Here is an 18,773-nt window from a genome sequence, read left to right on the forward strand (position 1 = left end):
CGTGCCAGGATTCTTCGGCGTGACGCGTCCCAACTTTCTGGTCATCGTGGCCGATGACCTCGGATTCTCCGACATCGGCGCTTTTGGCGGCGAAATCAATACCCCGAACCTGGATCGACTGGCCTACGCGGGCACCAGGCTCACCGATTTCCATTCCGCTCCGGCCTGTTCGCCGACGCGGGCGATGTTGCTTACCGGAACCGATCACCACGTCGCCGGAATCGGCACCATGCTCGAGATGGCCGCCCCCGAATTCCGCGGCGCCCCCGGCTACGAGGGGTATCTGAACGACCGGGTCGTAACGCTGCCGGAAGTGCTCCGCGACGCCGGCTATCAGACGCTCATGGCGGGCAAATGGCATCTGGGCGACACGATCGACAGGTCGCCGTGGGCAAGGGGATTCGACCGATCCTTCGCCCTGTTGCCGGCCGGTGCCAGCCACTACGGCACCCGCGGGGGTGGCGGGCTCTCTCCGGTGCCGACGATGTTCACCGAAGACGATCAGTTCGTCACCGTAGGTGAGGACTTTTACTCGTCGGATGCGTACACCGACACGCTGCTTCGCTACCTCCACGAACGTCCCCAAGACGGTGAAGACCAGCCTTTCTTCGCCTACCTGCCCTTCCAGGCGCCGCACTGGCCGCTGCACGCGCCGCAGGAAACCATCGCCACCTACCACGGCCGCTATGACGCCGGACCGGACGCACTGCGCGAGGAGCGGCTGGACGCGCTCACCCGGCTGGGCCTGTGCCCACCCGATGTCGAGCCCCATCCGGTGGTCGCCGACGGCGCCCCGGAATGGGCGGACATGACCGACGAGGAGCGTGCCGTCTCCGCCCGCAACATGGAGGTCTATGCCGCCATGGTGGACCGGATGGACTGGAACATCGGCCGGGTGATCGACTACCTCGACGGCACCGGCGAGTTGGACAACACGGTCGTGATCTTTCTGTCGGACAACGGCGCGGAGGGGACGATCGTCGAGGCCATGCCGCTACGCGGCCCCGAAATCGAAGCATTCGTCGCGAAGCATTGTGACAACAGCGTGGACAACCTCGGTGCCCCCACTTCGTGGGCCTGGTACGGCCCGCGCTGGGCGCAGGCCGCCACCGCGCCGTCGCGGCTGCACAAGGCCTTCACCACCGAGGGAGGTATCCGGGTGGTGGGCTTCGTCACCTGGCCGGGCTTCGCCCGCCAGCGTGAGATCGGCACGGCGTTCACCACCGTGATGGACATTGCACCGACCGTGCTCGAGCTCGCCGGTGCCGCGCATCCCGGCACCGAGTATCAGGGCAGGGAGGTGGAGCCGATGCGCGGGCGGTCGATGGTGCCTTACCTGTCCGGACAGACGGACGCGGTGCACGACGGGGACACCGGCACCGGGTGGGAGTTGTTCGGCCGCCGGGCTATTCGGCAGGGCGATTGGAAGGCGCTTCACCTGCCCGCGCCCTACGGCTCGGGCACCTGGCAACTGTATGACCTTTCACGTGATCCCGGCGAGATTGACGACCAGGCCGCCGCCCGACCCGACAAATTGGCTGACTTGCTCGAGCTGTGGGACCGCTACGTCGAGGAGAATGGCGTGATCATCGGGCCCGTGTCGCTGTTCGATATCGACCTGGACGCGGGTTGACGAGTTCCGGTTGAGGAAACGGCGGGGATTAAACTCTCTGCATGCCAGGAAAACTCAGTGATGAAGAAATCGAGGACTTCCTTGACAGCCGGCCGGGCTGGGCGACGCTGAGCACCATCGACAAGGATGGTTTCCCGCATTCAGTACCACTGGGATACTTCCGCCTCGGCCGCGACATCATCATGGGCGTGCGAGACGGCACCCGCAAAGTTACCAACGTCGAGAGCAATCCGAACGTGAGCATCATGCTCGAAGACGGATCCACCATGGCTGACATCCGTGGAGTGCTGCTCCAAGGTCGCGCCCGCATCGTTCGCGAGCCGCGTGAAGCACTTCAGCTTGCAAGGGACGGTGCCCGGATGCGGGGTGTGCCGGAGTCCGAGTGGCCCACCGCACCAAGACCGGGTGTCGTCTACATCCGCATGACACCGGTGCGAACAGTGTCGTGGGATTACTCCCAGTCAACCCCAGACGAGGCCTAGCGTCGGTGGCGCCTTGGGTGGCCAGGCGATCCCGGCGCCGAGTGGTTCGGCTGCTGTGTTGACCATGGTCCAGGTCGCCACGGCGCTGATCGGTTCTCCCGCCGCGGTGCCCGCACGCCTGAACTGCGATCCGTAGATCGTGTCGCAGCCCACCGCACGGCTTTGGAAACCTCACCAGCAGTGCGGGGATGGCCGCCGCGACAGGCTGTTGGAGGACGGCCGAGTTGTGCGGGGTGGTCGCGGCCCGGTAGGTGCCGGTGCCCGGCGTGAAGTGCAAATCGGCTCTGGTGTCGGTCATTTCGTAGCTCGGGGAATAGCCCGTTGCAGGCGGTGTGCGGGTTGTTACTCAGGTATGCCCGCACGCAGTCCCGACCGTCATGCCTCTTCGACTCGTTGATCGGATCTAGTCACGATCGTGGTGACAGACTGCCTCTAGCTTGAATCCAAATGGGTCCAGCCAAAAGGTGGCGTAATAATGCCCGGGGTACTGCGGGAAGTGCTGGGGTGAGTGGACAATGGTGTTTCCGCGGCCGACTGCGAACTGGTGTACGGCGTCGACGTCCGATCGACCGCGAATCATAAAAGCTAGGTGTTGCAGCCCTGTTCCGTCTCACGAGTAGGTGCCCGCTATTGCGGATGGATAGAAGAACAGGTAGGTACCGGGCTTGTCCTTGTCCGGTCGGAAAGCGAACTCCTCGTCGGCATCAACGAATGGTTCGAAGCCAACAAGGGGCATCAGCGCCGTGTAGTACCGCTTCGCGGCGGCGAGATCGGGCACGTTGACACCGAGATGACCGAGCATTGCCGGCGCTGCGGTTGGGCACGGCGACATACCCGTGAATCACCTCTGCTGCTAGCCAACTCAGTACTGACGCAGCGGGGGCCGAGACGCCGAACCTGCCTCGGCGAGGTCCCAAACCGGTCACCGTCACGCTCATCACAGCATGGTGCAGATCGCATGGCCTATCGAATCCCCTACCTGTGGACAGGCATAATCAGGCGTCACACATTCGTCAGCAACGTTGACGCGATCGTCGTCAACGCTTTCACCGCCGGTGTGGCGTCGCGCTGGCACTGCGCTTGCACAACAGCACCGTCAATCGCCACGCCGAGCGCCTGCGCCGTCCGAGCTCGGTTCGGACCCGGCGGAAGTGTCGCCTTGATCGCCGCGACCATATCCGCCTTATGGCGAGCGGCGATGGCATAGACCTCGGGCAGTTCGGCGCCGATCTCATTGACGCTGTTGATGAAGGCGCACCCCCGGAAGGAGTCCGCCGTCAGACATTCCTCGACCGCGGCGACCACCGCAACCCGGCGACGACTACCAACAGCGTGGCGATCAAGCGCATCGACAAACCAGTCCATCCAACGACGATGCCGCAGTTCCAAAAACGCCAGTACCAGTGCGTCTTTGCTCGGAAAATGACGATAGAAGGTCACCTTGGTGACGCCAGCTTCGGCTATCACCTTGTCGATGCCGGTAGCTCGAATTCCCTCGCGGTAGAACAGCCGATACGCGGTGGCCAGTATCCGTTCCCGAGCCGGCAGAGTCGGCACATCAACATGCGGATCAAGAGTCTCGGAGATGCTCACACCAACATAGTAGACAGTTCTGTCCACATAGTCACCAGACTACGGTGGACAACTCTGTCTACATGACGTACAGTATCGGCCATGTAGACAGGTACGTCTACATGGCAAAGGCAACTAGACCAACTCCTCACAGAAGGACCATCATGACCACGACTACCGCCGTCACTGCGAAGCCTCCTGTCCCACCGTTCACCGATGAATCGGCCACCCTGAAGGTCCGGCTGGCTGAAAACGCCTGGAATAGCCGTGATCCGCAGGTCGTAGCGCAGGCCTACTCGATCGATAGCGTCTGGCGCAATCGCTCCGTGTTCGTGACAGGCCGAGCACAGATCATCGACTTCCTGAGCGGCAAGTGGGACCGCGAACACGAGTACCGCCTCATCAAAGAGCTGTGGGCGCACAGCGAGAACCGCATTGCGGTCCGCTTTGCCTATGAATACCAAGACAATTCGGGTCAATGGTTTCGCGCCTACGGCAACGAGAACTGGCTGTACAACGAACACGGTCTGATGACCCACCGCCACGCGAGCATCAACGACGTGCAGATCGACGAAGGTGAGCGCAAGTTCTTCTGGGACCGGAACGCACCGCGACCGGAGGATCACCCCAGCTTGTCCGACCTCGGCTTGTGATCGTGGCGCTCGGGAGCCCGTCACGTCGAGCGCGCCTGAGGCACCTTTGAGGTGAGAGCGCAATGCCCCTCCGGCGGGACCAACCCGCCGGACGGTGCGCACGCCATCCCGTAGGCCAGGTCAGATGCACGAGTTGCGGACCAGCGCCTTTCGTTCCGACGTATCACTGACAGCCCTACTTGGTCGCCACCGCTGAGCTGAGCGTCCTACCGCGATCCCAGGGACGCAGCGCGCGAGGTGTTGTGACGTTGGCGGCGCGGGTCGTTCATTGTGCTACGCGGGTCTGCGCGTATCCGCCAGGCCTGTAGGCCCATTTGGGTCATCGGCCTCACGCTTCCGGCGGGCTATAGCCCCGGGATTCGATGAGGTGGTGCACGACCCGGGTGAAGGCGACGACCGCCGCACTCTGGTAACCGCTTTCTCGGCGCAGAAGCGCGACGGAACGGGCTGGGATGGGCGGGTCCAGCGGCACCGGGTCCAGGTGCGGATGGTCGTGCGTGACGGCATCCGGCAGCACCGTGGCCAGTGTTGTGCGCTGCACAATCTCGGTCAGCGCTTGAATTGAGTTGGCCTCCAGAACTATCCGTGGCTCGACGTGGTGCTTGGCCAGGAATGCGTCGATGTACCTGCGGGTGGCGAAGTCGGCGCTGAGCAGGGCCAGATGTTCCGTGCTCAGTGCCTGCACCGGGAGCGGATCCGCCAGCTCCTCGGCGTGCGGACGGCTGGTGACCAGGCCTAGTGTCTCGCTGAACAACGCGGCGGCGGCGATCCCCGGCGCGTGCACGCCGGCAAAGGCGATGCCCACGTCAAGTTCGTCGGCGAGAAGGGCCGCTTCGATGTCGTCCTGGGTCATCTCGGTAAGCGTCAAGCAGATGCCGGGATGTCGAGCCTGCAGGTCTGCGGCGAGCGGCCCGACCAAGTAGGCCGTGAATGTCGGCGTAACGCCCAACCGCAGATGACCGCGTGACAGGTCCTGGACGTCGTGGAGGGCGCGTTCAGCCGCGGCGATGTCGCGCAATGCACGCCGAACGGGGTCCACGTAGGCAACGCCGGCGTCGGTGAGCCGCACGATCCGACCGCTCCGGTCCAGAAGCTGGACGCCAAGGGCGCGTTCCAGTTGCTTGATCTGCTGAGACAGTGTGGGCTGCGAAATATAGAGCGCCTCGGCGGCCCGAGTGAAGCTGCCGTGTTCGGCAACGCCCAGCAGGTAGCGCAAGTGACGCAGCTCGATGTCAGCCATCCAGCAACTATAGGTGACATCGATAGCTGCAGTTAGAACCTTCTATTGGACTCTATAGATGCTGGTGGCGCATGGTGAAACAGTCAGCGCAAACGAGCTGGCTGCCACGAGGACAGGAGTCATGATGTACACACTTCAGGAGGGGGTCACCCGCTTTCAGCGGGACGTCTTTCCGGCCAAAGCTGGACTGTTCGCCCACTTGGACACCCACCATGTGCCCACGACGCTGTTCATCGGTTGTTCCGATGCTCGCGTCGTTCCCGAACTGATTACCGCCACCGAGCCCGGCGAGCTGTTCGTTATTCGTACTGCCGGCAACCTGGTGCCCGCGTACACGCCGGAAGCCGAGGGGGTGGCGGCAAGCATCGAGTATGCCGTCGCCGTCCTGGCGGTGCAGGACATCGTTGTCTGCGGCCATTCCCGCTGTGGCGCCATGACCGCACTCGCGCAGGGGGACGATCTCAGCGACACGCCCGCAGTTGCCGCCTGGCTGCGGCACGCGGACGCCTCCCGAGCTCGGACTGCGACCGTCGGTGACGTTTCCGCTCTGGTCCGCCAGAACGTCCACGCACAGCTAGCAAACCTGGCCACCCATCCATCGGTCGCTCGCGCTCTGGCCGCGGGCCAGCTCTCCCTTCATGGCTGGGTGTTCGACATCCCCACCGGGTGCGTTGAGGAACTGCCCGCCACCAAACAGCAACTGTCGGCCTGACCCCACTTCACCCCTCGAACAGAAAGAAGACGATGATGATTCAGTCCCAGTTCGATCCGACCGCCCGTCAACTCCTCGCCGCCGCAGCCGTCGAGGCAAAGATCCTCAAAGATCTTTCTTGGCAACAGATCGCAGACGCCGCCGGTCTGTCCGTGGCCTTTACGACCGCGGCCGTTCTCGGCCAACACGCCCTGCCGGAAACCTCAGCGAAGGCAGTGAGTGCTCTGCTAGGACTGGACGACGACGCGGCGGGGCTGCTGCAAACCATCCCCACCCGCGGCTCCATCCCCGGCGGCGTGCCCACCGATCCGACCATCTACCGCTTCTACGAGATGCTGCAGGTCTACGGCACCACCCTCAAAGCCCTTGTCCATGAACAGTTCGGCGACGGCATCATCTCTGCCATCAACTTCCGGCTGGACGTGAAGAAAGTCGCGGACCCCGCCGGTGGCGAACGCGCCGTCGTCACGCTTGACGGCAAATACCTGCCGACTGTGCCCTTCTGACGCGGCGCCCGCCTGTCCCTCGCAAATCAGCCATCCTCTCAATCCAAACTACGTAGATCACTTCATGTTTCGGACTTATGGTGAGGAATCCCGACTCATGGTAAGCCGATTGACAAGCCGGCGCGATCCACTCGTACTCACGCTTGGCGTCCAACCACTGTGACAATCGGGCTCAGGTTCGTCGCCGGTTAACTGGAGGTGCGCGGACCGCTGGGCGAACGCTGGCGTTCTGCTCGATCGTCACACCGTCATCGCGGTTTCGAGCTTCGGCCGCCGCGCGAGAGTCGACTGCGCTCGGCACACGCGCACCAGCCAGCGGCGACGCCCGCAACTCCTGGTGGTCAGCGGCGATTGGTCCCGCCGAAAAGGCAAGAAACTCAATAGCATCGACTGCTGTATGGGGATGATGGACTGCCCGATTTGCTGGTGTCGGCAGCCCATCGTGGCCGCGGACCAGGATGGTGGACAGGACGGCCCCCACGACCACGACGACCAAGATACGGAGTTCATGACGCGTAGCCCTCAGCGTCGTCGTCGCCAGCGGCCCTGGCTGCACGACCAGCGACCACCGCCGTATACACGGCGCCGACGAGGAACTCAGCAAATACGCCGATACCGGTCAACACCCGCACCAACAGACCACGTGCGCACGATCGCAAACAGCAGCACCGCACCGGCGCCCACATCCACACCACATACAGAGCGGTGTTAATCGGTTTGCGGCTCGACGAGCCGCAAAACCAGGCCCGATCGCTGCGCATCGTGGACGGGTGCTGATCCAGGTCCACTGTTTACGCGCAAGCGCAGTGTGGTTGTCCCGCTGGTGGTGTCGCGGAACGCGGTCACCGGGCTACCTGATCCGCCGAGGAAGGTGGTAACCCCGCGAGGGTCACTGATCTGGCGGATTTCTGAGGAGCCTGGCCAGTACTCGGTGGCTGTCTGCGATGGCGAGTCGAACCACACCGGGCGGTCCACACCTTCCACCAGTTGTGCGGTCGCTGGCCAAGTAGGGTGCCTGAGCCTGCTCCACGGAGGCCTGAGACGTAGCCGGGGTCAGGTTCGGGGCCAGTGCTGCTGCCACCCCTGAGCTGGGTTGGCAGTAGGCGCTGACGCGGGCGCACCGAGCAGGTTCCTCATGCTGGCACTCGACGCGCTGGCCCCGGGGGCGGACGCAGGGTTTGTCACGGTTGACCGAACAACACGACGAATGGGCCGAAACGTGGAGCTACCTCGGCCTGGACGTCCTGAGCAAATCACGCACCACCAATGACAACCCGACCGAACAGGAGGCCGCCGCCGCGGCACCGACCGCCTGGACCATCACCTCGACGAATCACACGACGACGTCGTACACCACGTCACCGGACTTGACCGTCGACATCCGTGCGCTGACCACCATCCACTGCAGAGTCCGTGCTGCTCTGGCGATGATCGAGGCCCGGATGACGCAACGTTGCCGGCCAGCCAGAGCCTGTGAGCCGTTACGGCGGAATGGATCGCGGCGACAGCGCTCGCTCAGAGTCTGTGAATGGCGGCTCGATCCTCAGCGGAGCGATCGTGACCGCTGACGGTCCAGGTTAGTCAAACCGGCGGGTGTCGCGTGCGTCGGACCGACAGGAGCGGTCAAGCGGCCGTCGTCTGGTCAGCTTAAAATAGCGAACGTGATAATTCAGGGGGCGGCGGGGACTGGCCAGCGCATTATGGTTGATTTATCAGACGACGAGGTCGAGCTGGCAAAGCCGTATTTGCCGCTGATTCGCAACGGTGCCGAGGCTTTGGCGGAGGATTTCTACGCGTCGTTGTTGCAATGGCCAGAGGCGCAACGGTATCTGGACCATTCGGTAGTGGAGAATCGACTGAAGGCTCAATTGGTGGACTGGATCCGCGAGGCCTTCTCTGTCGATGCGTTTAGAGACGCCGCTGCCTTCGAAGCGCGCCAGGAACGGATCGGTGCGATTCATGCGCGAATGAGAATTCCGGTTCACCTGGTGAATATCGGTGCGATGAGGTTGTGCTCACAAATAGCGACCCTGGTCCGCGGTGTCGATGTCCCGTGGGGCGATCGCTTTGACGCGATGCGTCTGTTTGACGCGTGGATCGGCCGAGCAATTGCGGCGATGACTCGTTCTGGCGTCGGCGGAATCGTTGAGCGGACTCGGGTGGAGGAGGCTTACCGGCTGTTCACGCTTGATCAGGATATGAGCCTCGAACGTGAGCGTCAGCGCGCCAGTCTGCTGGAGTGGTCGCAGGGGACATTGTTCAGTGCCTTGCACGATCAACGCCCCAACGGTGTCAGCGAGCTCGAGTTGGCTTCGGCGCCGTTCGGGCGTTGGATGCGGCACCGAGCGGAGATGATGTTTGGTAGCGCTCCTCAGCTTCTGGAGATCAACGATGCGGTTGCCCGTGTCGACGGCGCGCTGTTGCCGGCGGTACGGTTCGAGGATGGCGTTCGACGTGTCGAAGCATTGCAAGCGTTGGGGGTTGAGGTCGATCGGATCTTGGCCCTGGTCGGTGATCTGTTTCAGGGGCTGTCTGAACTCGAGATCGGTCGTGATCCGTTGACACGGACGCTGAATCGCCGTTTCCTCCCGGCGATTCTTCTGCGTGAGATCGGCTTTGCGAACCGCACGTCGTTGGGCTTGGCAGTTCTGATGGTCGATGTTGACCACTTCAAAAGTGTTAACGAGGCGCATGGTCATCAAGCTGGCGATGCGGTCATCCGGACCCTGGCCGGTGTGCTGGCTGACAATGTGCGGTCCACAGACTTCATATTCCGTTACGGTGGTGAAGAGTTTCTTGTTCTGCTGGCGGAAACAGGACCCCAGGACAGCGTTACAGCTGCCGAGCGCATTCGTAAGGCGGTCACCGAAGCCCGTTTCGGGCTGGGAGACGTGGTTCTCGACATCACCGTCTCGATCGGGGCGGCAGTCCACGATGGTCACCCCGATCCAGATGAATTGGTGAATCGCGCTGATAAGGCACTGAGAGAAGCCAAACGTTCGGGGCGGAATCAGGTTGTATTGGCCAGTGCCACCGAGAAGCGTTGAACCGCGCCGGGTTTGATGCACACCGTGATGTACCCCCGGGTTCGGCGGTGTCGCCATGCTTGGTTTTAGGCCACCGGTTGGGTGGATTGGTGTAGCAGTTCGAACTCTATCGGAGTTCGCATGCCAAGGGCGGAGTGGCGCCGCCGGCGGTTGTGGAAGATCTCCAGGTACTCGAAGATTGCGTTGGCCAACTCAATGCGCGTCCTCCGCGGCTTGCGATTAAGCAGTTCGGTTTGCCCTCTGCCCCAAAAGGATTCAATGATGGCATTGTCGCAGCAGTCTCCGATCGAGCCCATCGAGAGAACCAGACCCGACCGCTTGGCGCAGCCAGTGAAGGCCCAAGAAATGAATTGGGCGCATTCAACTGGTCGTCGCAACACCTCGATGATGGAGGTGTTGATGGGCAGGCCAGCGGGGTGGACGAAGGAGTTGACGGGGCGTTCGCCGATGAAGTCGCCGGGGGCGCCGTCGCATCTGTCGAAACATTCGGCGTGCAGAGCAGTTGGGCTGTCCCGCTCCGCCTACGCGCGCACCCCGATCGCTCAAACACCCGCCGATCCGGATGCGGATCTCAGGGCCACGCTAAGCACATACGCACGCGAACACCCACTGCACGGGTTCCGTCGCGCGTGGGCGCACCTGAGGCACGACCAGGGCGTTCGGGTGATCAAGAAGAAGGTGCACCGGCTGTGGAAGGAAGAGGGTCTGCAGGTCCGGATCTACCACCCCCGCAAACGTGCCGGCGTCAGCACGATCCCGCAAGTGGAAGCCGATGCACCCAAAGCCGTATGGGCGCTTGAGTTTCAGTTCGGCTCCACCGTCGACGGTAAGGCCATCAAAATGGCCTCGATGCTCGACGAGCACCCCCGGCTGTCGTTGATGAATATCGTGGAGCGCTCGATCACCGCGCAGAAGTTGACCGAGGAGTTGGACAAGGCGTTCGCATTATGGTCCGGGCCGCCGCTTGTGCTCAGGATGGACGATGGGCCGGAGTTCATTTCACGTGTGCTGCAACAGTTCTGCGGTGATCGAATCGGCATCTGCGACATCCCACCGGGCACGCCGTGGAACAACGGGCACATCGGGTATGCAACACCCGAGTTTTATCTGACGCGTGCGAGGAGGCCGGCTGATCTGCCTGAAGCAAATAAGTCACCACAACACCGAACGCTAGCGTGGTCAAAGATTAACCGTCCATGCCGATCTGGTGATCGCCTATCTCTAGGGGGATCGAGGAGGTTCCGATCTGTGAGTAGTGGGGGTGTCGGATCATTGTGCCTCAGTTCATGTTCCAGGGCTCGCCGTAGGTGGTGACCGAGTCACCCTCCTTGGCGATCAGCCGAGCGAACGGACGCAGCAGCACACCACCGGCAGCACCGGTCACCGTGCCATGCGCATTCGACACCGCCACCGCACCATTGGCGCCCGAAACATCGGTGGAGAAGGTCGCCACTTCCTGGATACCCGGGCCGTTACCCAGATCCGCGCTGATCGACGCACCCGGGAACAGGTTCGGCGTAACCACCTGCACCGGGTTGAAGGCCGGATTAGCTGCCACGCTTAATCCGTTGGCGCCCAGAGACAAGTTGACGGGGTTAAGATTTGCGTCGTCGAGCAGGATGTTCGGCGTGGTGTAGCTGAAGTTGATACCCACACCGAGCGACCACGGGAAGCCGATCTGGTAACCCAGCTCCAACGTGCCGGCGAAGTCATCCGCGCCCGGGCCCGAGACGATGTACTTGGCCTTACCCGAGTGGAACCACTCACGGGTCAGCCGGTTGCGGTCCAACGGGAACACACCATTGAGGAACGTGTCCCACTGCTGGATGGTGAGGGTCCGGTCCTTGCCGTCAACGAGACTCAACTCGTTGTCCAGACCTGCGTGAGAAGTGCCCGTACCCACGAACAGAACAGCGATGGTGACGGCTACCACGGCAATCATGGACAACCGAGCACGTCCGAAATGAAGGCACCTCATAGACTCCCCCTGCAGTATCCCGAGGATCACGCCACCGGGTGACTGTGATCGAGCGCTGACTCGGAGTCGGACCTTGCAGCAAACGCGTAGTTGTCTCAGATCCGACCGTCGGCATAAGTACACCAGGGCCGACCCACTCGTGAGGCTCTGAGCGATCTATCGTGTTGACAATCACCAGAATTCTTCATCGTGTCCAGAATCACTTCTACTTGTGTTCGATCACGTCAATGGCCTTCTGAGGTTCCCCAGCTTCCGCGGACATCTGAGATAGCGGGACGGTGTCCTGCTGGAAGGATGTAGACATGTCGCGGACGCGTCGGTCGTTCACACCGGAGTTCAAGGTAGAGGCTGCTCCTCGGGCGGATGGTCGTTGGCCGACCATATGCGCACCGAGCTCGTCGAGGAGGCCGTAGAGGCCGCAGTGTTCGCCCGAGGCGGGTCGGTGGCCGACACCATGCTGCACAGCGATAGGGGCAGTCAGGGCGGATTCAATCGGTTGTCGCAACACCGGCTTGTTGGAGCAAGACTAGCTGGTCGTTGAAGGCCTCAGCCGGGGTCTTCCAGCCGAGCGTCTTGCGTGGTCTGGTGTTGAGGGCGTGAGCGACGGCTTCGATGTCTTCTGTGGTCCATCGGGACAGGTCAGTTTCCTTCGGGAAGTACTGCCGTAAAAGCCCATTGGTGTTCTCGTTGGTGCCGCGTTGCCATGGTGATTGTGGGTCGGCGAAGAAGACAGGGATGCCGGTCTCGACTTTGAACTGGGCGTGCGCGGACATCTCCTTGCCGCGGTCCCAGGTCAGGGATCGAGTCAGCTGATCGGGCAGAGTCGACATCGTCTCGGCGAGTGCGTCTTTCATGGTGATCGCGCCGTAGCCAGCCAGGGCTGGGCCGTTCTTGATCGTGTGCTTGTGTCGGTAACCTTGCTCGCGGGGCAGATGGACGAGCATCATGAATCGCGTTGTGCGTTCGACGACGGTGCCGATGGCTGAGCACTCCAGTCCGATCAGGAGATCGCCTTCCCAGTGCCCAGGAACCGCGCGATCCTCGACTTCTGCGGGGCGTTCGCTGATCAGCGTCTCCGGTGTGACGTGCGCCCAGGCCTTGCGCCGCGATCACTCCCGTGGCGCGCGTAGAGCTCGCCCGGTGAGAAGACACCAGAGCAGCTCGCGCTTGAGCGCACCGCGGCCTTCAATGTAGAGCGACTGATAGGTCGCCTCGTGGCTGATACGCATGGACTCATCATCGGGGAAATCGAGTTTGATCCGGTTGACGATCTGCTCGGGGCTCCAGGCCTGCACCCAGGCTCGGTCTTTGCGGTGCGGCTTGTTGTTGCCGGTCCACCGAGGCGGTTGCGGCCCTGCCGCTACCGAACCGTCGTGTCTGCTGATCTGACCCGACAACCGTTGTTGGACATAGGAATGCAGCCTCGGATTGGTGACCAGCTTGGCAAGCTTCGGGCGCTTGGCCGTCAGCTCGGCCTTCCACTGCGCAACCGACGCGCGGTACTCGGAGGTGTATCCGCGCGTGGCAGCGTTGCGGCGCAGCTCACGCGAGACCGCGGAGGGATCTCGACCAATCGTCCGAGCGATCTGGCGCACCCCAGCGCCTTGGACCCGCAGCAACGCGATCTCCTCGCGCTCACGAAACGACAGGTAGCGCCCCGAAAGTGGCGTCAGATCGAACGGTGGCATACCGCCAGCGTTATGGAACCACCGCTGCCCGACCGGCTGCGACGCGCCGACGACGATCGCAGCCGCCGCGGGCAACAGCCCTTTGGCGATCTCGATCCAAAACAACCGCTCCATCTCGCACTGATGCGGTGGTGCCCCCGGCGACTTCATCGCACGACGAATAGCGCGATCTGCTGCTTGCAGCCGACGGTCGCGACCTGTCTCAGCGCACCATGCACAGATTATGGGGTTGACGCAATCAACCAGACGCGGCGATCTGGTCAGTAATTGCCTTGGCCGCTTTGCCGAGATTGATCAGGTCCGCCTTCGTCAACGGTTCCACCACTAGTTCGCGCACCTTCGCGACGTGCAACGGGGCCGCGGTGGCGACCCGCTTCATTCCAGCCTTCGTGAGCACTACCACGCTCACCCTGCCGTCATCGGCGCAGGCACGCTTGATCACCAACCCGTTGTCCGCGAGGCGCCTGACCACGTGCGATAACCGCGACAACGAGGAGTTCGCTGTCGCGGCGAGCTCCGACATCCGCAGCGTCCTTTCGTCGGCTTCCGACAGATTCGCCAACACCAGGTACTCGAACGTCGTCAGTCCGGTGGTGCGCTGCAGATCGCTTTCCAGGGCCGCCGGAAGCTCCATGATCATCGACAGGAGCTGACGCCACGCGCGCTGCTGGTCGTCGTCAAGCCAGACCGTTTCGTCTCGACGACGATCACGCCTGGGTCGCGTCATCGCGACGACCCGATGGTGTCCCATCCCACCGCTGTCATCCGGACCTCCTCCTCCATCTGAATGATAGTTCAACCATCAACCATCAACCATCAACCATTGAACGTGAGCCGCCGACCGACGACGGCTTCGACGTCGAATCCCTCGGTACCAGCGATTCCGTGGGAACAGTTCTCAACTCGGTGGTACGGGTGACAGCGCCTCGTCGTCATCGCGGCGACGCGGTCTGAGTCGCGCGGGCAACGAGTTCGACACAGACCATTAGTTGACGTGTCATGTAATACGATCTAGGCTTGTTGAAGCATCAAGTAGTCCCCGGACACGCCCGCGTGAATGTGAAGTTCACAGGTGCAACCGGCCGGGGCGCCCCTGTTCGTATGCACACATCTTCGAGGAGCCCTCGTGAACATCGCGGTATGGATCGCGTCCGGAATACTCGCCGCCGCATATCTCATTGTCGGCGGCACGAAAGTGCTGATGTCCAAGGAGCGCTTGGCGGAGAACCCCTCCACGGCTGGCGTCGCCGAGGCGTTGTCTGCGACGTCGATCAAATTCATCGGCGGCATCGAGGTAGCCGGCGCTCTCGGTCTGATCCTGCCGTGGCTCACCGACATCGCGCCTATCCTGACGCCTGCCGCTGCCGTGGGGCTCGCGCTGCTGCAGGTCGGCGCGGTGGTGTTCCACGGTCGACGAGCGGAGTACAAACAGTGGCCCGTGAACGCCGTGTTCCTGGCGGTGGCGATCTTCATCGCGGCTGCTCGGATCACGGAGGTCGTGCGATAAGCTGCTCCCTGCAGCCCGCTATTGTGGGCACCGGTACCGGCACCGTGGGTGCGGTTGTGGCGCAACGGTTCTCCGATCACAGTGTCCCAGCACCTGTGGGCCAACACGCGAGGCCCGGAGACGATTGACATCACCGGCGAGCACCGTCGCCGGCATCGCGGGATACGCCGACAGCAGCGCCCGAATCCGCGGCTCCACCTCGCTGATCGCCGACGGCGCCGGCGCCCGCACATACTTGGGTGGATCGTCGCTGGCCAGCGCGTTGGCCACCGTGTCACGCGCGATCCGCAGTTGCCGTGCGATAGCCCGCTTCGACAAACCCTCACTGCGGTGAAGATGCCGGATCAACGCCCAGTCTTCCAAGGAAATCACCCATCCAATCTGATTGGGTGACCTGATTTTCAGCCGTCGCGACTGGCCTGGGATTCAACCGTCGTTAACATCACCGATCTGCGGACCTCGTGGCGTGGTGTGGCGTTCAAGGCGTACTCGATCATCGACATCGACTCCCGCAAGATCGTGGGCTGGCGTGTCGAGGAACGCGAAGTCGATGCCCTGGCTGTGGAGATGTTCCAGACCGCGTTTGGCACCCACGGCACCCCGACCGCGGTGCACGCCGACTCCAGGCCAGCGATGCGCTCTAATGACCTCAAAACGCTCCTGGCAGACCTGGACATCGCCCAGACACACGACCGACCCCGGGTCAGCAACGACAACCCGTTCTCCGAATCGGAGTTCCGAACCATGAAGTACCGGCCGAACTATCCGGGCATCTTCGACAATCTCGACGCCCGTAACTGGGTGGGTTCCTACGTGCCCTGGTACAACGAGCACCACCTTCACGGCGGCATCGCGCTATTCACTCCCGCGGAGGTCCACAGCGGTGCCTAGCAGCAGAGTTGGCGCCACCGCGACCGCGTTCACCAGACCTACTACGACACCCACCCTGAACGGTTCCACAGCCGGCCCAAGGCCGCATCACCGAGCCCCATCGTCGGAATCAACCTCCCCAAAACCGAACCCGACCGACTCCCGGCAGCTTGACATTGACCGCCAATGTCGAATTGGACATAAAAGTGAGAATGCGGCCCCTCGACGCCGGTAGTGCAGGCGGGCTGGCTCGCAGCAGTGCGTTGCGTCGAACGCCCAGCCCACCATGGAGGCGGCACAAGACCTCGGGTGATTCAGACAGTTTCCGCGAATCCTGTTTGTGCGGAGCCAATCCGAATTCCCGCCAGAGCCGCGAGACCATCGACTGACTCAGGCCCGGGTGCTCGGCCATCGACCGGGTCGATCAATGCGTGGCATCCGGTGGCGTGGACTGCAACTTTTGGGGATCAATTCCTTGATCTGCTCGTCGCCGACCACCGGGGGCTGGCCGAACCTTCGGCTTATTCAAAAGCGTCCGTCGTCGAGAAGTATCAGCATGCTGGCCGCGGCCTCCCGCGCCTTCTCGACCAACTCGAGTTCGGAGGGCTCGCGCAGCCCTAGCAGCGCCTCGTCGAAGATGCGGGCTTTGAGTAGTGCGGCGAAAACCTGGGCGGCGGCTCGCTTGTCGTGCACCGTCCAACCCGCACGGGTCACCCATCGGTCGAGGTAGCCCGCGAAGATGGCGTCGCGGTTGCCGGTGGTCTCTTCGTGGTAGCGCCGACCGAGTTCGGGGAAGCGGTGTGCGTCGCGGGTGACGACGCGGTAGAGCGCCAGTTGCGCAGGCGATAGGGCGTTGCGCAGATACTCGACCCCGGCGCGAGGTAGTGCCTCCGCCGGAGGTGCGTCGTACCAGGGCGGCGGCACATCCTCGTCGAGTTCTGCGCCAGCCATGTCCCCACACGCAGCCTGCATCACGGCGGCAAAGAGTTCGTCTTTGCTTTCGAAGTGTCGGTAGAGGGTCTTGATCGACACGCCGGCTGACGCCGCGATGGCGTTGACCGAGGCCTCCGCGTAGCCCGCGCTGAGGAAGGCGCCGAGCGCGGCGTCGACGATCGCGGCGCGTTTGCCCGCCATCAGGGCCGCCTTGGGGTTGTCCGAAGACCAGGTCTTGACCATCACCACACTCGCTCGCTGTTGACAATCTATACGACAGCGACCACTGTCGTATATGGAACAGCACTCACTGTCGTACCGTTCAGACTACAACCGAAACGCCGGAGCCATCATGCATAGCCCACTAGGCCAGCCGCTCGACCTGCCCAGCGGCGCAACTCTGCCCAATCGCCTCGCGAAGTCCGCGATGAGCGAAGGTCTCGCCGATGTCGCCAACCACTCCACGCCCCGGCTCGACACGTTGTATCGGCGATGGGCCGGCTCCGGAGCGGGATTGCTGCTGTCGGGGAACATCCAGGTCGACCGTCAGCACTTGGAGCGGCCGAACAACGTCGTCATCGACGACGAGACAGGACGGGTGCAGCTGGCCCGGCTCGCCGAGGCCGGCACCTCACAGGGCGCGCACTTCTGGGCGCAGCTCAGCCACACGGGGCGCCAGGTCAGCAGCCATATCAACCAAGCACCGCTGTCCCCGTCCGATGTTGAGATCGATCAATGGCGACACCAACCATCTTCCTTCGCCTGAATCGACGCTGAGCATGTTTCACATCTTGCCGTGGAACAACATCCAACTCGAACGGCTAGGCGACGGACTGAACCCCGATCTGACACTGACCGGTGTAGACGCATTGGCCGCATTCATCGATCTCGAAAACGCCAACCTTGCTGCCCTGATGGAACACCGCGCGGCACCGCGATCCAACGGAGATGCAGCATGAAGGTCTTCGTGACGGGAGCGACCGGATACATCGGTGGTGCGGTCGCCGAAAAACTGGTGGTCGCGGGTCACGCAGTGACCGGTCTGGTGCGGTCGGAGGAGAAGGCCAAAGTGCTCCAATCGCGTGGAATCGCAACCATATTGGGCACCCTCGATGATCCCGATATCCTCACCAGCGCCGCCCAGGCGGCTGATACCGTCATCCATGCGGCCAGCGCTGATCACGCGGGGTCGACGGTCACGCTGGTCACCGCCCTCGAACGCAGCGGTAAGACGCTGATCCACACCACGGGCTCGTCCATCGTCGCTGACCATGCCGACGGCGAGTACCGGACCGACACCCCGATCACCGAGGACGACTATTACGAGGCCCTTCCGTCTCGGCGGCCACGCGTTGACATGAACCGCTACGTGCGCCAAGCAGCGATCGAGAAAGGCGTTCGCGCCGTGGTCATCTGCCCCACCATGGTCTACGGCACCGGGCGCGGCATGCGCCCCGACAGTGAGCAAATCCCGCAGCTGATCGCCCTGTCCCGGCAACTGGGTGCCGGCGTACTGTTCGGGAAGGGGTTGAACCGCTATTCGAACGTCCACATCGACGATCTGGTCGACCTCTATCTACTGGCCGTGGACAAGGCACCTGGGGGGTCGTTCTTCTTCGCCGAGAATGGCAGCAATTCGTTCGAAGAGATTGCCAAGATGATCAGTTGCCATCTCGGTTTCGGTGGCAATACCGTCAGTGTGCCGGTTGAGCAGGTGATCGCACAGCACGGGGAGTACGCGCGTCTTGGCGTGGCATCCAACAGCTACGTCAGCGCCGCCAACGCCCGCCGGCTCGGCTGGTCGCCGGCGGCGCCGTCGCTAACGGCATGGATGCAGCAGCTGCCGAAGTCTGAGCAGATCATGGACCCCCCGCAAATGATGGCATAGCCGATGAGAGTTCTAATCACAGGTGCTAATGCGGTATGAACTTCACAAACCCCGCAGCGTGGAC

At 62.7% G+C, this 18,773-nt stretch carries 19 protein-coding genes and 3 pseudogenes; 14 read left to right on the forward strand and 8 right to left on the reverse strand.

Annotated features, from left to right (window positions below; all coding sequences use genetic code 11):
• The first annotated feature begins 19 nt into the window (after nt 1-19).
• Together QN239_RS02705 and QN239_RS02710 are read left to right on the forward strand one after the other, a co-directional pair.
• On the forward strand, nt 20-1,633 hold the full coding sequence (locus QN239_RS02705) for an arylsulfatase (RefSeq protein ID WP_499008070.1): 1,614 nt from the start codon (nt 20-22) through the stop codon (nt 1,631-1,633).
• A gap of 41 nt (nt 1,634-1,674) precedes the next feature.
• Nucleotides 1,675-2,115 (forward strand): pyridoxamine 5'-phosphate oxidase family protein, encoded by a 441-nt coding sequence (locus tag QN239_RS02710; protein WP_499008071.1) that lies wholly within the window; start codon nt 1,675-1,677, stop codon nt 2,113-2,115.
• 403 nt (nt 2,116-2,518) lie between these two features.
• Here the strand turns inward: QN239_RS02710 and QN239_RS02715 are convergent.
• Together QN239_RS02715 and QN239_RS02720 are read right to left on the reverse strand one after the other, a co-directional pair.
• Nucleotides 2,519-2,917: pseudogene (locus QN239_RS02715) on the reverse strand (VOC family protein).
• Nucleotides 2,918-3,117: 200 nt separating this feature from the next.
• Complete coding sequence (locus QN239_RS02720) at nt 3,118-3,708, reverse strand: TetR/AcrR family transcriptional regulator (RefSeq protein WP_499008072.1); 591 nt, start codon at nt 3,706-3,708, stop codon at nt 3,118-3,120.
• Between the two features lie 143 nt (nt 3,709-3,851).
• On the opposite strand from QN239_RS02720, the gene QN239_RS02725 reads away from it, so the two are divergent.
• Nucleotides 3,852-4,340, forward strand: coding sequence for a nuclear transport factor 2 family protein (locus QN239_RS02725; RefSeq protein WP_499008073.1), 489 nt, complete (start codon nt 3,852-3,854; stop codon nt 4,338-4,340).
• A 328-nt stretch (nt 4,341-4,668) separates the two neighbouring features.
• On the opposite strand, the gene cynR is transcribed toward QN239_RS02725, so the two are convergent.
• The gene (gene cynR / locus QN239_RS02730; RefSeq protein ID WP_499016516.1) at nt 4,669-5,571 is read right to left on the reverse strand and encodes a transcriptional regulator CynR; all 903 of its coding nucleotides are present in this window, start codon (nt 5,569-5,571) and stop codon (nt 4,669-4,671) included.
• A gap of 130 nt (nt 5,572-5,701) precedes the next feature.
• Here cynR and QN239_RS02735 point away from each other — a divergent pair, with 130 nt between their 5' ends.
• The 4 genes and pseudogenes from QN239_RS02735 (at nt 5,702) to QN239_RS02750 (ending at nt 9,845) form a co-directional block, all read left to right on the forward strand.
• Nucleotides 5,702-6,292, forward strand: coding sequence for a carbonic anhydrase (locus QN239_RS02735; protein WP_499008074.1), 591 nt, complete (start codon nt 5,702-5,704; stop codon nt 6,290-6,292).
• 35 nt (nt 6,293-6,327) lie between these two features.
• The gene (gene cynS, locus QN239_RS02740; RefSeq protein ID WP_499016518.1) at nt 6,328-6,798 is read left to right on the forward strand and encodes a cyanase; all 471 of its coding nucleotides are present in this window, start codon (nt 6,328-6,330) and stop codon (nt 6,796-6,798) included.
• Between the two features lie 1,187 nt (nt 6,799-7,985).
• Nucleotides 7,986-8,111: pseudogene (locus QN239_RS02745) on the forward strand (IS256 family transposase); the annotation flags it as partial.
• A 348-nt stretch (nt 8,112-8,459) separates the two neighbouring features.
• The gene (locus QN239_RS02750; protein WP_499008075.1) at nt 8,460-9,845 is read left to right on the forward strand and encodes a GGDEF domain-containing protein; all 1,386 of its coding nucleotides are present in this window, start codon (nt 8,460-8,462) and stop codon (nt 9,843-9,845) included.
• 65 nt (nt 9,846-9,910) lie between these two features.
• On the opposite strand, the gene QN239_RS02755 is transcribed toward QN239_RS02750, so the two are convergent.
• Nucleotides 9,911-10,141, reverse strand: a complete 231-nt coding sequence (locus QN239_RS02755) for an integrase core domain-containing protein (RefSeq protein WP_499008076.1) — start codon at nt 10,139-10,141, stop codon at nt 9,911-9,913.
• Here QN239_RS02755 and QN239_RS02760 point away from each other — a divergent pair.
• Nucleotides 10,107-11,159 (forward strand): IS3 family transposase, encoded by a 1,053-nt coding sequence (locus tag QN239_RS02760; protein ID WP_499008077.1) that lies wholly within the window; start codon nt 10,107-10,109, stop codon nt 11,157-11,159. The genes QN239_RS02755 and QN239_RS02760 overlap by 35 nt on opposite strands.
• Here the strand turns inward: QN239_RS02760 and mspA are convergent.
• From mspA to QN239_RS02775, 3 genes and pseudogenes are all read right to left on the reverse strand, one after another.
• Complete coding sequence (gene mspA / locus QN239_RS02765; protein ID WP_499008078.1) at nt 11,125-11,787, reverse strand: porin MspA; 663 nt, start codon at nt 11,785-11,787, stop codon at nt 11,125-11,127. The genes QN239_RS02760 and mspA overlap by 35 nt on opposite strands.
• A 524-nt stretch (nt 11,788-12,311) precedes the next feature.
• Nucleotides 12,312-13,661: pseudogene (locus QN239_RS02770) on the reverse strand (IS30 family transposase).
• Nucleotides 13,662-13,749: 88 nt separating this feature from the next.
• Nucleotides 13,750-14,238, reverse strand: a complete 489-nt coding sequence (locus QN239_RS02775) for a MarR family winged helix-turn-helix transcriptional regulator (RefSeq protein WP_499008079.1) — start codon at nt 14,236-14,238, stop codon at nt 13,750-13,752.
• A 399-nt stretch (nt 14,239-14,637) separates the two neighbouring features.
• Here QN239_RS02775 and QN239_RS02780 point away from each other — a divergent pair, with 399 nt between their 5' ends.
• The 3 genes from QN239_RS02780 to QN239_RS02790 all read left to right on the forward strand — a co-directional run bounded on the left by QN239_RS02780 (nt 14,638) and on the right by QN239_RS02790 (nt 15,909).
• Nucleotides 14,638-15,018 carry a DoxX family protein gene (locus tag QN239_RS02780; protein WP_499008080.1) on the forward strand — a complete coding sequence of 127 codons (381 nt, stop codon included), beginning with the start codon at nt 14,638-14,640 and terminating at the stop codon, nt 15,016-15,018.
• A gap of 124 nt (nt 15,019-15,142) precedes the next feature.
• Complete coding sequence (locus QN239_RS02785) at nt 15,143-15,352, forward strand: hypothetical protein (protein ID WP_499008081.1); 210 nt, start codon at nt 15,143-15,145, stop codon at nt 15,350-15,352.
• Nucleotides 15,353-15,489: 137 nt separating this feature from the next.
• On the forward strand, nt 15,490-15,909 hold the full coding sequence (locus QN239_RS02790) for a DDE-type integrase/transposase/recombinase (protein ID WP_499008082.1): 420 nt from the start codon (nt 15,490-15,492) through the stop codon (nt 15,907-15,909).
• A gap of 504 nt (nt 15,910-16,413) precedes the next feature.
• Here the strand turns inward: QN239_RS02790 and QN239_RS02795 are convergent.
• Nucleotides 16,414-17,064 carry a TetR/AcrR family transcriptional regulator gene (locus QN239_RS02795; protein ID WP_499008083.1) on the reverse strand — a complete coding sequence of 217 codons (651 nt, stop codon included), beginning with the start codon at nt 17,062-17,064 and terminating at the stop codon, nt 16,414-16,416.
• 109 nt (nt 17,065-17,173) lie between these two features.
• On the opposite strand from QN239_RS02795, the gene QN239_RS02800 reads away from it, so the two are divergent.
• Genes QN239_RS02800 through QN239_RS02810 form a run of 3 tightly spaced genes read left to right on the forward strand, consistent with a single transcriptional unit; the run spans nt 17,174 to nt 18,709 of the window.
• Nucleotides 17,174-17,587, forward strand: a complete 414-nt coding sequence (locus QN239_RS02800; RefSeq protein WP_499008084.1) for an oxidoreductase — start codon at nt 17,174-17,176, stop codon at nt 17,585-17,587.
• Between the two features lie 25 nt (nt 17,588-17,612).
• Nucleotides 17,613-17,780, forward strand: a complete 168-nt coding sequence (locus QN239_RS02805; protein WP_499008085.1) for a hypothetical protein — start codon at nt 17,613-17,615, stop codon at nt 17,778-17,780.
• The gene (locus tag QN239_RS02810; RefSeq protein ID WP_499008086.1) at nt 17,777-18,709 is read left to right on the forward strand and encodes an NAD-dependent epimerase/dehydratase family protein; all 933 of its coding nucleotides are present in this window, start codon (nt 17,777-17,779) and stop codon (nt 18,707-18,709) included. Before QN239_RS02805 ends, QN239_RS02810 begins: the two co-directional genes overlap by 4 nt.
• Nucleotides 18,710-18,773: the final 64 nt, after the last annotated feature.

Source organism: Mycolicibacterium sp. Y3 (assembly GCF_051188035.1).
Taxonomy (GTDB): domain Bacteria; phylum Actinomycetota; class Actinomycetes; order Mycobacteriales; family Mycobacteriaceae; genus Mycobacterium; species Mycobacterium fluoranthenivorans.

What these genes read in the sequence shown, in the direction of transcription:
- QN239_RS02710 (WP_499008071.1), top strand. Translation starts at nt 1,675, where the DNA reads ATGCCAGGAAAACTCAGTGATGAAGAAATCGAGGACTTCCTTGACAGC.
- QN239_RS02725 (WP_499008073.1), top strand. Translation starts at nt 3,852, where the DNA reads ATGACCACGACTACCGCCGTCACTGCGAAGCCTCCTGTCCCACCGTTC.
- QN239_RS02735 (WP_499008074.1), top strand. Translation starts at nt 5,702, where the DNA reads ATGATGTACACACTTCAGGAGGGGGTCACCCGCTTTCAGCGGGACGTC.
- cynS (WP_499016518.1), top strand. Translation starts at nt 6,328, where the DNA reads ATGATTCAGTCCCAGTTCGATCCGACCGCCCGTCAACTCCTCGCCGCC.
- QN239_RS02760 (WP_499008077.1), top strand. Translation starts at nt 10,107, where the DNA reads ATGGCATTGTCGCAGCAGTCTCCGATCGAGCCCATCGAGAGAACCAGA.
- QN239_RS02755 (WP_499008076.1), bottom strand. Translation starts at nt 10,141, where the DNA reads ATGGGCTCGATCGGAGACTGCTGCGACAATGCCATCATTGAATCCTTT.
- mspA (WP_499008078.1), bottom strand. Translation starts at nt 11,787, where the DNA reads ATGATTGCCGTGGTAGCCGTCACCATCGCTGTTCTGTTCGTGGGTACG.
- QN239_RS02775 (WP_499008079.1), bottom strand. Translation starts at nt 14,238, where the DNA reads ATGACGCGACCCAGGCGTGATCGTCGTCGAGACGAAACGGTCTGGCTT.
- QN239_RS02795 (WP_499008083.1), bottom strand. Translation starts at nt 17,064, where the DNA reads ATGGTCAAGACCTGGTCTTCGGACAACCCCAAGGCGGCCCTGATGGCG.
- QN239_RS02800 (WP_499008084.1), top strand. Translation starts at nt 17,174, where the DNA reads ATGCATAGCCCACTAGGCCAGCCGCTCGACCTGCCCAGCGGCGCAACT.
- QN239_RS02810 (WP_499008086.1), top strand. Translation starts at nt 17,777, where the DNA reads ATGAAGGTCTTCGTGACGGGAGCGACCGGATACATCGGTGGTGCGGTC.